This window comes from Sphingomonas sp. LH128, from assembly GCF_000293195.2.
Taxonomy (GTDB): Bacteria; Pseudomonadota; Alphaproteobacteria; order Sphingomonadales; family Sphingomonadaceae; genus Novosphingobium; species Novosphingobium resinovorum_A.
The window spans coordinates 1-11,623 of record NZ_ALVC01000220.1; the positions used below are offsets into that span (position 1 = coordinate 1).

Genomic DNA, 11,623 nt, shown 5'->3' on the forward strand with positions numbered 1-11,623 from the left:
CTGCGGCACGCCCGCCGCAGTGGCACCGGCGGGCGCAATGCCCGAAGTGTGCCGCGACGCCGTTCTCTATGCCGACGTAGATGATCCCGCATCCTGGGCACAGGCGATCGCCGCGCTCGATCCCGTGGGATCCTTGTTCGCACATAAAGTGGAAGCCGGTCTCGCACGGGCAAGGCAGTTCACTTGGGGGCGTGCCGGAGCCGAACTTCTCGACGCCATCCTCGCGCTCAGCGATCGCCCGTTGCGAGCCCCCGCATGAGAACTCTTCCGCCGCGCGTCTCCGTGATCCTGCCGTGCTACAACGGCGAGGCCTTCCTGCGCGAAGCCGTGCAGTCCATCCTCGACCAGAGTTTCGCGGACTTCGAACTCGTCATCGTCGATGACGGCAGCACCGACGCTTCGCCCGTGCTGCTGGCCCGCATGGCGCAGGGAGACGAGCGCATCCGTGTGGTGACGCAGCCCAACGGCGGTATCGTCGCCGCCCTCAACACCGCAATCGATCATTCGCGGGGAGAATACATCGCCCGCATGGACGCGGACGACGTGTCATTTTCCCGGCGCCTCGCTTTCCAGGTCGCCTGGCTGGACGACAACCCGCACACCGTCATCGTCGGCGGCCAGGCGGTCTCGGACCGCCATCCTACCGCAGCCAGCATCCGTACTTGCGGCGGGCGGCACACAGCCACCGACCTTTCCGTATTTCCGCCGCGCGTCGCGGTCTCGATGCACCCGCTGATCATGATCCGGGCGACGGCGCTCAAGGCCATGGGCGGCTATCGCAACGACTACCGCTATGCCGAGGACTATGACCTGTTCATCCGCGCCGCCGCCTTCGGCCGGATCGACAACCCGCCAGTCGATGTACTCTTCTATCGCCGCCACGACGGCGCGATTTCGGTCGGAAACGTCGAAGAACAGGAGCGCTCGGCCGTCCGAGCCGAACTCGATGCCCTGGTTCGCGCCGGCTCCGCCCTGCCTCCGCAACTGGTTGTGAAGGCCTATGTCCGGCTGCGCGTATTTCGCCGCTACCGTGCGATCTCGCGCGAAAAAACGCGGGCAATGCGACCCGCCATGCTGGCGAGCCTGTGCGGTGTCGTGCCCGCGGCGCTCGCATCGAGCCGTTTCCGGCGTCTGCCCTTGTTGATAGGGGCCGCCCTCGTGCGCTCGTTGCGCACGGCATGAGCGCGGTCCCAGACCCTCAACTCGCCTGCAGAGCGAGTGTCGCAGCGACCCAGTTCGACGTGGCGGAGATCGTGTAGGCCGCCGGATCCTCGGCGCCCGCGCCCAGTTTCCAGGCGGTGGCGTTGGTCGACTGGCCGCTCGCGCTCGACACGCGCGACGTGATGCCCGAATACCCCGTCGGCCCCGAGGAGATGGTCGCGGTACCGTCCAGCGCGAGCGCGGCTATATAGAGACTTGCGCCGCTCCAGCTTGGCGTCAGCGCCGGCGGATCGGCCGCGACGGCATTGCCCCGCGCGTAAGTCGAAACTTCCGCCGCACCGCGTGCTCCGGTCACCCGCAACACACGGGTCACGGCCTGCTGCGCACCAGAAAGCCCCACGTTGAGCACCTTGCCCCCCTCGGTCCCGTCCGCAGTCCTGGTGAATATCGCCAGCAGATGCTGGTTGGAATTCGCCGAGTAGGCGGCGCGCTGGGTCCATGCTCCGGCGGTGGCGTTGTCCCACCCGACCGTGACGGTGCCATCCACGCTCATCACGGCGACGAGAACGTCTCCGGCATTGACCGTGACCGGCATGGTGACCGTCACTGCGGTCGCATCGGCGGTATTCCAGCTTTCGGTCTGATCGGCCACCGCGATCGTCGCCGATGCGGCCACGGTCAGGTCAAATTCCGCCTGCGCCGCCGCGCCGAGGCTGTCCGTAGCGCGCAGGATTACGCCGGAAGTCGTGCCGGATACCGTCGGCGTTCCCGAGATCACGCCCGTCCCGGTATCGAGCGAGAGGCCCGCAGGCAGCGGAGCGGAGCCGGTTGCCAGCGCAAAGGTGAACGGTCCCGTGCCCTTGACCAGCCGAGGCAGGTAACCCGTGTACGTCAGGCCCTGCTGCGCAGGCTGAGCGACGTACTTGAGCGTGAACGGGATCGCGGCATAGGCTGCCAGCAGGTGCGCGGCGCGCGCGCCGGCATGCACCTCGTTGGGGTGAACCCCGTCCGACGAATTCGCGGTCATCGCCATGCCTCGCCCGGCATCGGTTTCCGCATCGGAAAGAACGAACCCGGCGTCGCTAGCCACAAGGTCGATCGCATCGAAGCAAGGCAATCCATCCTCGGCTATCGGGTTGGAGCGCAGCCAGGCATTCCAGGCATCGCGCGCACTTTCCTGCGCCGCGGTGAAGCTGGTGTCGGCATAGGCCTCCTGCCAAACCACCGTGGAGAACCCGTAAGCCCGCAAACGCGCCGCCATTCGCCGTGCCTGCACCTTCATCGCCTCCACTGCAGAGAGCGCGGTCGCACTGTCGGTCACGTACGACTTGATGTCGTTGTGGCCATAGTCCGCGAAGTAGACGTTCGGCACGCCCGGCGTGATGTAGCCGGCCGAGACGGTGTCGAAATCGTTGTAGTGCTGATCGAGCCTGTGCCCGGCAATCCCGATGTTGCGCAGCAACACCGACGCTGCCGAGCGGTGGTGCATGGCCGCAGTGATCGTGCGATTGTTCGCGCCGCCGGTCCCGAAGACGATGCTGTCACCGCCGCCGAGGAACGACAGCGTAGCCGGTTCGCAGGTCCCGAATACCGTCTTGAGCGTCGCCTTGATCCCGGTCACTTCGGCATCGGACGGGGCACTGCCATAGACTACGAACGCGCGCCAGTCGGTCCGGCCGCCATATTCGATCGCCTCGCCGACTTCGCCGCCAGCGTTGAGGGTTGCGGGGGCAGCGGCAGGGTATGTGGCGGTCTGCTCGTCGCGGTGCACGACTTGTTTCGAGGCGTTCGAGACGAGGCCGATGACCGCCAAGTTGCTGACACTCAGTGCCTGCGCATTGGTGGCGGTCGCCGGAATCGACGCGCTCGCGACCATCGGCTGCATTGCAAGATTGCCCGCCGTGCGCGGACTGGTGAGGCCGTAGTCGGTCGTGCCAGCGCCGAAAGCCCAATACGCGCAGGTCGCGGCCTGCCCCGGCGTTCGTGCGACCATGAAGACCGCGCAGTCCGCGCGCGGAATGGCCAGTGTCGCCGGGATCAGCATAGGGCTGTCGGTGTCGTAGTTGGTCACGGTCGGCCCGCCCTCGCCCAGCCATAGCGACGGTTGCGCAGATGCGCTCGGCTGCGTGAGATGGCGGCCGTTTCCGGTCTGATCGTAGACTAGCGCGACACCGAGCGTGGAGGTGCCCATGAACGCAGCGGCCACCGCGATATCAAGCGCTTGCCCGGCGAACCCGATGTCCTGCTCGGCACCGTCGGAGGCGCGGCGGACCCGCAGGGCCGGCCCGTCATACCCGGCTACGAGCTTGCCCAGTCCATAGGCTCCCGCGAGCGCGGCGCTTGCAGGCAGCCAGGTGCCCTGCTCCGGAGCCGCCGTCGCGCCGGTCAGCGTCACGGCATATTCCACCGCGCGCAACGACAGACCGGCTCCCGCGCTCTCCCGGATCAGCGCGACCTGGCTTTCCCCCGCCGCAAGGGCCGAGGCGGCAGACACAAGTTTGCCGGAGATCGAAAGGTTCGCATGGCTACCCGGCCGCAGGCTGAAGGTCGAGCCGGCGCCGAGCGAGCGCGCCAGGGCCAGCAGGTCGCCATTGCCGGATACGGTTCGGGCGCGGTTGGCGACGCCGCCGGAACGACCGCCGGAAACAAAGCGCACCATGCTCACGCCTCCCCGACGAGATCGGCGGCAGTGGTCCCGGTTGCCCGCACATAAAGCGCGCGTACGGCGACGAAGCTCGCATCGGGAAGATTGCGGTAAGTCACGTCGGTCGTGCCGTCGATGCCGCGCAACACGATGTCGCCTCCGGTTCCGACGTAGATGCCCTTGGGCACCAGCGCCAACTGCTCGGTATCGCTCGGCACGATGGCGTAAGGTGCGCGCGAAGGGGCGAAAGCGGCATCGGATTGAGTCTCGAAAGGATCGGACATGGCATGCTCCGGCTGGATGGCGAAGAGTTCGACGCGACTCGTATCGCATCAGTGTTCGACTTATGTTCCATCCGATTCGATGTAGGAAAGTTGTTTGTGCGCGAATCCGCGTCACAGGTTTCGCGCTGCGCTCAACGCCAGATTCTGTCGCATCCGGCCGCGCGACAAGCGATCGAACGACAAAGCTGCATCCAGGCATGCGCCTGCGGTCGTTCGTTCCTCTCGGGGCAGCACGGGCACGTCGAAGCGGTCGGCCACTACGCGAACCTTGGCAGTGCCGTCCTCCACCGCTAGCGCAGGAGCATCGGCGAGGATCGCGAAGATCAGCGCATGAAGGCGATTGGTCACCACCAGCGCGGCTTCGCGATAGAGCGTCACCAGTCTGGCAAGGTCGTAGCCGTCAAAGACCGTGATCTCCCGGTCCGGCCAGCGTGCGACCAGACGCGCGGCGACGGCCTTGTCCATGCAGGCGCGCGGGTCGTGACAGGCAATGGCCAGCCCCGCTCCCGGCAGGCGGTCCAGAGCCCGGGCCACTACCGCGTCGAGCGCGTCGCCCTCGATCGAGCGCCCCTCGCTGGGATCGGCACAAGGCGCCACGATTATCCATCGCCGTGGCCCGCCTCCCGGTATGATCGCATGCGCTCCGCCGGTCGGCAGGAATACCATATCGGCATGAACGGCCCGCGCTTTGCCCGGAAACAGCCGTTCCAGATTTTTGCTCGAGCCCTCGTCTCGCAGATTCACCACGCCGCACTGCGCGAGAATCGCCTGCCACAAAGCCCGCCGCAACGGCGACCTGATCACGCTCACGCCAAGTCCGCGCGTGACGAGCGCTCCCCCGCCAAGCCTAGCACTGACGATCGCAAGCAACAGCCCGACAAGCGCCGCGATCGAGACGTTGTCCCGAACGAGTTGCCCGCCTCCCAGCACGATCTGCGCTCCGAAAGCCCGGCGCGCGAAACCGAGCACCGCCCGTCCGGACACGAGTTCGCCGCCAGCAGTGATCACTTGACGCTCGATTTCTGCGGGAAGAGGCGCCCAGCGCCGCACGATCCCGCCGCGCCCCCCCGTCAAGGCGAGGTTCTGCAGCAACAGCTTCAGATCGCCCAGATTGTGGAGATCGCCGCAGACGAACACTTGTCGCCGCACGCGCCCGCGCGCGGGGCTACCGACCGCATCGAGGGGTGACGCCGGCATGCTCACATCTCGAGAATTCGGCGGGGGTCCACTCGTCCACGCAGGCAATCGAGCAGCGCGATGATGTTCCCCAGCAGGCGTCCGCGCCGGTCGATCAGCGGCTCCGGCCACAGGCTGCGGCACGCGTTCGACACAAGGTTCTGCATCATCAGCCGGTAGCCGAAATCGCGCCGCATCGTGCCCTTGCGCTGCAGGTAGACCACATTGGCGACCTGCGAGTAACCCAGACGCTTTCCGGATGTCCGCCCGCCGCTGACGCCGAGATGAACACCCGTGACGGCTCCCGTAGAAACCTGGCGCCCCTTGCGCCCCAGTCGGCTGGTGAAGTCGATGTCTTCCTGCCAGCCGTACAGAGGCAGATTCTCGTCGAAACGCATGCCCCTGGCGGCGCTCATGCGGATCGACATGTTGCACCCGTAGAGTTCATGCCTGTGGCGCATCGCGGCCGGTGGGGCGGCAGGACTGGCAAGGATCGCCTTCGCCTCTGCGACGCTGAAACCGCCGCGCCGCACCCCGTCCGCGCGCAGTTCGCCGGTAATGCCGACAAGTTCCGGATGAGCAACGAAAAGCGCCTCGACACTGGCGAGATAATTGGGCGCAGGAACGAAATCGTCATCGAAAAAGACGATGATGTCCGCCACGTTCTCCAGCGCATCCAGCGCGCGGTTGCGCTGACGGCAGAGCCCTTTTTCCGAAAACAGCACTTGCGTCCGGCCACGTGCGGAATCGATGCCGGCCACGTCTTCGGGATCGACTGCGGCGACAAGCACGCCGTCAGCGCGGCGTGTCTGATCCGCAAGAAGGTCCACCGTCTGTTGCACCACCTGCGCGCGGCCGACGGTCGCGATCACGACATGGATACTGGGCAAGCGACTGTTCCTCGTGTTTCGACGTCATCAAGATCAAATGGGCGTAGAAAAATGGCCGACAAATACATCCATCGCCAACCGAATACTTTTATTCGCGATAAAGGTACGGCCATGACGGCGACCATCATCGTTAAAATACATTCACCATCTGCGAAGAGCCGATCAGTTCTGTTACGCCATGCTCCGAAGACATGACCTGCCGGTCTGCGCCATGGAGTTGCTTACGAATGAACGCCTCGTCCAACGCCATACGCCCGGCCATGGCGCCGGACGGAAGTGCGCAAGACGAAGCGCGTTTGCTTTCACGGATTGTCCTGCTCAATGTGAAGTACAGCCCCAACCTGGGCGACGGCTTGCTCAGCGAATGCCTGGAACGGGAACTGGCGCGTGCACTGCCGGATTGCGAGGTCACTTCCATCGATCTGGCGGGGCGCACCGGTTATCCGTCAGGCTACGGCCGAACACGCGGGATCGCACTTGCCCTGCTCGAGCGACTGCCCGGCAGGCTGCGCCGCTGCGCCGCGTGGACGATGCTGCGCCTTGTCATCGCGGTACGCCTGCGGCGGCATTACAGCGCCGGGCTCAAGGGCGCCGAAGCGGTGATCGTGGGCGGAGGAAACCTGCTCACCGATGCCGATCTCAATTTCCCGATGAAAATCTCCGGCGCGCTGGCTCAGGCTGCCCGCCGTGACCTGCCTGTCGTGATCTATGCCGTCGGCGTCTCCTCGCGGTGGTCGCGATGGGGTTCGCGGATTTTCGCACAGGCTCTGGAGCGGTCACGGCTGGCCTGGGCCTCGGTACGCGACGAAGGATCGCAGAGAGCCTGGCAGCGGCATTTCGCGGGATACGCAGTCCCACCGGCGCAGCTGACCGTCGATCCCGGCGTGCTCGCCAGCAGCCATTACCCGCAGAGCCTGCGCCGTCCCGGCACGCGCAAGATCGGCGTATGCATCACCGATCCGCTGGCAGTACGCTATCACAGCGATGCGGCCTGCGCGGCGAACCTCGAAGCGTGGTATCCTGCGGCGCTGCGATCGCTGGTGGAGCACGGCTTCGAAGTCGTCCTGTTCACCAACGGCAGTCCGGAAGACAGGGAATACCTGCACCACCGGCTTCATGCCTGGGTTCGCCAGGCCAAAGGCCCGGTCATGCTCGGGCGATCGTTCAACACGCCCGGCGATCTGGCCGCGCTGGTGTCAGGGTGCGACGCCATCGTCGGCCACAGAATGCACGCATGCATCGCCGCCTATTCCTTCGGCATTCCGGCGATCGGGCTGCGCTGGGACGAAAAGCTCGACAGTTTCTTCCGACTGGCCGGTCGCGCCGAGCATATGCTGGATCCGTCCGCCATCGCGGCCGAGGAAATGGGCACCCGGACCGCCGCCGCTATCGCCGACCACTTCGATCCCGCCCCCCTTGCCGCCCGCGCCCGCTCGGAAGTCGAAGCCCTCGCAGCCACCCTTCGAACGGCCGCGCTGGCGCGCCCGAGGCGCGTCCGATGATCGATCGCATCGTCCAGATCAACGATCTCAGCGACCCAAAGGGCGGAGCAAGCAAACTCGCGGTCGAAGCGGCTTGCGGACTTGCGACGCGTGGCCACCCGGTAACTTTCATCACGGGCGATGAAGGACACAGCCCTGCATTGACCGCCGCGGGAGTGGACATCGTCGCGCTGGGGCAACAGCGGCTCAAGGCAAGCGGGCGCTTCGGCGCATTGGCGAACGGCCTGTGGAACCGGGCCGCCCATGCCATGGTCAGCGCATGGATCGCCGCCCACGATACCCCGCAAACCGTGTACCATCTCCATGGCTGGGCACAAATCCTGTCGCCCGCAGTGTTCGGCGCTCTCACCCCCGTGCGCGACAGACTGGTGATTTCCGCTCACGATTTCTTCCTCGCCTGTCCGAACGGCGCGTTTGCATGGCTCAAGTCAGGCAATGTGTGCCCGCATACGCCGCTGTCCCAGGCGTGCCTCATCACACCTTGCGATCGTGACGGCGCGGCGCACAAAGCGTGGCGCAGCGTGCGTCAGGCAATCCACCGCAAGGCTTTTCACCCTCGATCCTCTCCGCCGGTCCTCGCCATTCACGAAAGCATGCGCGAATTTCTTTCCCGAGGCGGAATTCCGGACCACGCCATCGTCACTCTGCCCAATCCGGCCGTCCCTTTCTCGCAAAGCCGCATCCCGGCCGAGCGCAACCGGGAGGTCCTTTTCGTAGGCCGCCTGGAAGACTCCAAAGGCGTGGACCTTGCCGCAAGAGCGGCCGCGATGGCCGGAGCACCGTTGAGCGTGGTGGGAGAAGGCCCATTCGCCGATCGCGTCACGGACCTGTACCCGGCGTCGCGCATGCTGGGCCGGCGTTCTCCGCCGGAAATCCGGGAGATCGCAGCCCGGGCGAGAATGCTTGTCATGCCAAGTCGCTATCCGGAGCCATTCGGCCTGGTCGCGATCGAAGCGGCGTGGAGCGGGCTGCCGGTAATCCTTGCAGAAACCGCGCTACTGGCGCCGGACATCATCGGCTGCGGTGCCGGGCTCGCGATTGACCCGCGCGACACGCCGCGCTTCGCAGCCGCAATCCTGCAACTTTCCGAAGACGACACCGCAATTCGCGCCATGAGCGAGGCCGCCTATGCCGCAACGCGGCCTCTTGCCTTGACCCCGCAAACCTGGATCGACCGGATCGAGGGTATCCTGCACCAGAGGATCGCCCCATCGCCCATCGAGGATCAGGTAATCACCGCCACTATCCCCGCCCATAGCGCAAGACTGAGCGCCCCCGCCAGCAGCCACCATTTCCAGACGATGGGCCTGCCGCCGGCGGGCACAGGACGCGACCGGGCATTCGATGAAGCGGACGGCGGCCTTGCGACAGCGTGTTCGTCCCTCGGGTCGTCACCCGCCATGATCAGCAGTTCTTGCCATGCAACGTCGTAATACCAGCCCTAACGATAGGAATTCTGCCGGGTTTCTAGCATGGCGCTACCGGACGGTCGAGCCGCCGAGGACCGAAACGTGCTGCAGTCGCTAGACTTGTCCGATCCACTCGTCGCACGGCACTACATGGCGGCCATGCACGTCCTGCACGGATTGCCGGGCTTCGACTGGTACGACGGCTGCTTTCTCGCCAAGTTCGAGGCCGCGCGCAGGATGCTGGCTATCGTCAGGCCCGATGAAAGTCGGCGCTTCGCCGCAGCATTCGATACCTTGCGGACAAGGGCGGATTTCGAAGTGCGGCGGGTCCACGACGTCCTGCCACCGGCTCGCTTTGCGGATTTTCTCGCTCAGTTGCGCGCCGTTCCCGCGTCCAGCCTGCATGGCCACGAACGCGGCGATTTCGGCCGCCGCATTGCCCGCGATCTGCCGATTCTCGCGGAATTGCAGTTCGAATTGATGCCGCTGGTCGCCGAACTGGCAGGCGAAGCGGTGGAGCCCTGCTACACGTTCCTCAGCCTCTACGACGGCGCAGGAACCTGCGCGCCGCATCTCGATGCACCGTCGGCGAAGTGGACGCTCGATCTGTGCCTCGCCCAAAGCGGTGAATGGCCGATCCATTTCAGTTCCGTGGTCCCCTGGCCTACCTCCGATGCCGACGGAAACGTGCCGGCCGCCACGGCTTTCCGGTCCCATTCGCTGCGCCCCAATGAAGCGCTTCTGTTTTCGGGCTCATCGCAGTGGCACTACCGGGACGCGATTCCTGACGCGGGTTTCTGTCACCTTGCATTTCTGCACTACCATCCTGCAGGTTGTGCCGATCTCGTTCGCCCTGCGCGATGGGCGGCACATTTCGATATGCCGGAGCTGGCGATTCTCGACGCGGTGTTTGAAACATTGCGCCCGGATCGTCGTCAATGAGTGGTTGGACATATGGCGTGTTCGGCCTCGAGGTAGAATTCCCTCGTGAAGTCATGACCTTGCGCAGCGCGCAGGTTACGCCGCAGCGCCCAGCCGACGTCCGCATAGCTTTCGCTGCCGTGCCGCCGCAGCCATGCATGGAAACGGTCAACGATGACCTCGACGTCGCATGGAGCACAGAGGGTCTGACCATCTCCGTCGAAGAAGTCGGCCGCTTTCGCGTGAGCAATGGCGACACGGTGATCGTGGATCCCTGGCCCGGCGCCACACCGGCAGAAATCGACTTATACCTGGCAGGATCGGTCATGGGCGCGGTACTCCACCAGCGCGGAATGCTGCCGCTGCACTGCAATGCCTTTGCATGCGATGGTCGGGCGATCCTGCTTTGCGGCGATTCCGGAGCAGGCAAGTCAACGCTCGCCGCCTGGTTCGAGAGCCGTGGCTACCCGCTGCTGACCGACGATGTCTGCGCCGTCGCTTTCACGCGGGAGGGGCACGCGGTAGGTCACCCCGGAATGCCGCGATTGCGGCTTTGGGACGACGCGCGCCATGCGATGGGCCGAAGCAAGGCGCCCGTCTCTTCCATCCCGTGGGCCGAAGGCAAGTTCGAGATCGAGATGCACGCAGATCGCGTCAGGGCCGAGTTGCCGATCGCCGCGATCTATCACCTCCTTCCGGCGGAACCTGACGATCACTTCGGCATCGCCGGATTGCATGGCCTGGGTGCAGTCGATGCCATCACCGCGTCCATCTATCGGCGTAGAATCGCAGACCTTGCCGGAGGGGCGAGGCGATATCTGCGGGAAGCGGTGGAACTGGCCTCCTCCACACCCGTCTTCCGTATTTCGCGAACCTGGGGATTCGAGCATTTTTCAGCACAGTCCCGCCAAATCGAGACACATTTTAAGTCGATTTTGAATGAAATTTCATCACCATGAAATTGTGTTAATCGCTGATTTATAGAGATGATTATTTATACAATCCGAGCGATACATGCATTCGGATAATGATTACTGTGATTCTCATGGAACATGAATTCATTTCCGTACTCATACTCAAATGAAAGGTTGGTTAGATATGGCCAATTCGGAAAATTCCGCCGGCGTATCCGGCCGTCTGTCGTGGCAGCGCCCCTCCGTCGTCCGCATGGGCGCGGCCGATGCGGAAGGAAACACGATGATGTCGATGGTCACGGACACGCTTCGTCCGCGTCGCATGATGGGTTCCTGAACAGGGGAGGCCGGTGCCGATGCCCATTTCGGGGACCGGGGCCGGCTTCTTCCCCGCATTTGCGCCCCATCAAAGGACCGGACCGATCATGGCCACGACGTACCTCGAAACCTTCACGAAGGTTCCCACGACCGCAACGGCCGAGATCGACGGCCAACTCGTGGCGCTCGATATCCAGGCGGGAATCTGCTTCGGACTCGATCCTGTCGCAACCCACATCTGGAAGCTGCTCGATGCGTATCCGACCGCTGACCGCCTTTGCGCGGCGCTGCTGGAACTCTACGATGTCGATCCCGCCACATGTGAAGAGCAGACCCTTTCACTTCTCCACGAACTTGCCGACATCGGCCTGATCAGCCGGGCCTGATCACGGCAATGACGGTCG

At 64.7% G+C, this 11,623-nt stretch carries 11 protein-coding genes and 1 pseudogene; 8 read left to right on the top strand and 4 right to left on the bottom strand.

What is annotated here, in order from left to right; all coding sequences use genetic code 11:
- Nucleotides 1-259 (top strand): annotated as a pseudogene (locus LH128_RS17695) (hypothetical protein); the annotation flags it as partial.
- The gene (locus LH128_RS17700; protein WP_008831041.1) at nucleotides 256-1,182 is read left to right on the top strand and encodes a glycosyltransferase family 2 protein; all 927 of its coding nucleotides are present in this window, start codon (nucleotides 256-258) and stop codon (nucleotides 1,180-1,182) included. The pseudogene LH128_RS17695 and the gene LH128_RS17700, both read left to right, overlap by 4 nt.
- Nucleotides 1,183-1,198: 16 nt before the next feature.
- Here the strand turns inward: LH128_RS17700 and LH128_RS17705 are convergent, their stop codons facing one another.
- From LH128_RS17705 to LH128_RS17720, 4 genes are all read right to left on the bottom strand, one after another.
- Nucleotides 1,199-3,820 (bottom strand): Ig domain-containing protein, encoded by a 2,622-nt coding sequence (locus tag LH128_RS17705; protein ID WP_008831042.1) that lies wholly within the window; start codon nucleotides 3,818-3,820, stop codon nucleotides 1,199-1,201.
- Nucleotides 3,821-3,822: 2 nt separating this feature from the next.
- Nucleotides 3,823-4,089, bottom strand: coding sequence for a spike base protein, RCAP_Rcc01079 family (locus tag LH128_RS17710; protein WP_008831043.1), 267 nt, complete (start codon nucleotides 4,087-4,089; stop codon nucleotides 3,823-3,825).
- Between the two features lie 111 nt (nucleotides 4,090-4,200).
- The gene (locus LH128_RS17715; protein ID WP_051211517.1) at nucleotides 4,201-5,286 is read right to left on the bottom strand and encodes a polysaccharide pyruvyl transferase family protein; all 1,086 of its coding nucleotides are present in this window, start codon (nucleotides 5,284-5,286) and stop codon (nucleotides 4,201-4,203) included.
- A gap of 2 nt (nucleotides 5,287-5,288) precedes the next feature.
- Nucleotides 5,289-6,155: a glycosyltransferase family 2 protein gene (locus LH128_RS17720; protein ID WP_008831045.1), complete on the bottom strand. Its 867-nt coding sequence runs from the start codon at nucleotides 6,153-6,155 to the stop codon at nucleotides 5,289-5,291.
- A 227-nt stretch (nucleotides 6,156-6,382) separates the two neighbouring features.
- Here LH128_RS17720 and LH128_RS17725 point away from each other — a divergent pair, with 227 nt between their 5' ends.
- The 6 genes from LH128_RS17725 to LH128_RS17745 all read left to right on the top strand — a co-directional run bounded on the left by LH128_RS17725 (nucleotide 6,383) and on the right by LH128_RS17745 (nucleotide 11,605).
- The gene (locus LH128_RS17725) at nucleotides 6,383-7,657 is read left to right on the top strand and encodes a polysaccharide pyruvyl transferase family protein (protein WP_008831046.1); all 1,275 of its coding nucleotides are present in this window, start codon (nucleotides 6,383-6,385) and stop codon (nucleotides 7,655-7,657) included.
- The gene (locus tag LH128_RS17730; protein ID WP_008831047.1) at nucleotides 7,654-9,090 is read left to right on the top strand and encodes a glycosyltransferase family 4 protein; all 1,437 of its coding nucleotides are present in this window, start codon (nucleotides 7,654-7,656) and stop codon (nucleotides 9,088-9,090) included. Before LH128_RS17725 ends, LH128_RS17730 begins: the two co-directional genes overlap by 4 nt.
- Nucleotides 9,091-9,216: 126 nt before the next feature.
- Complete coding sequence (locus LH128_RS17735; protein ID WP_008831048.1) at nucleotides 9,217-10,008, top strand: hypothetical protein; 792 nt, start codon at nucleotides 9,217-9,219, stop codon at nucleotides 10,006-10,008.
- A gap of 17 nt (nucleotides 10,009-10,025) precedes the next feature.
- Nucleotides 10,026-10,946 carry an HPr kinase gene (locus tag LH128_RS31465; protein WP_008831049.1) on the top strand — a complete coding sequence of 307 codons (921 nt, stop codon included), beginning with the start codon at nucleotides 10,026-10,028 and terminating at the stop codon, nucleotides 10,944-10,946.
- A gap of 139 nt (nucleotides 10,947-11,085) precedes the next feature.
- Nucleotides 11,086-11,238, top strand: a complete 153-nt coding sequence (locus LH128_RS33550; protein ID WP_156799884.1) for a hypothetical protein — start codon at nucleotides 11,086-11,088, stop codon at nucleotides 11,236-11,238.
- An 88-nt stretch (nucleotides 11,239-11,326) separates the two neighbouring features.
- Nucleotides 11,327-11,605, top strand: coding sequence for a PqqD family protein (locus LH128_RS17745; RefSeq protein ID WP_051211520.1), 279 nt, complete (start codon nucleotides 11,327-11,329; stop codon nucleotides 11,603-11,605).
- Nucleotides 11,606-11,623 lie beyond the last annotated feature (18 nt).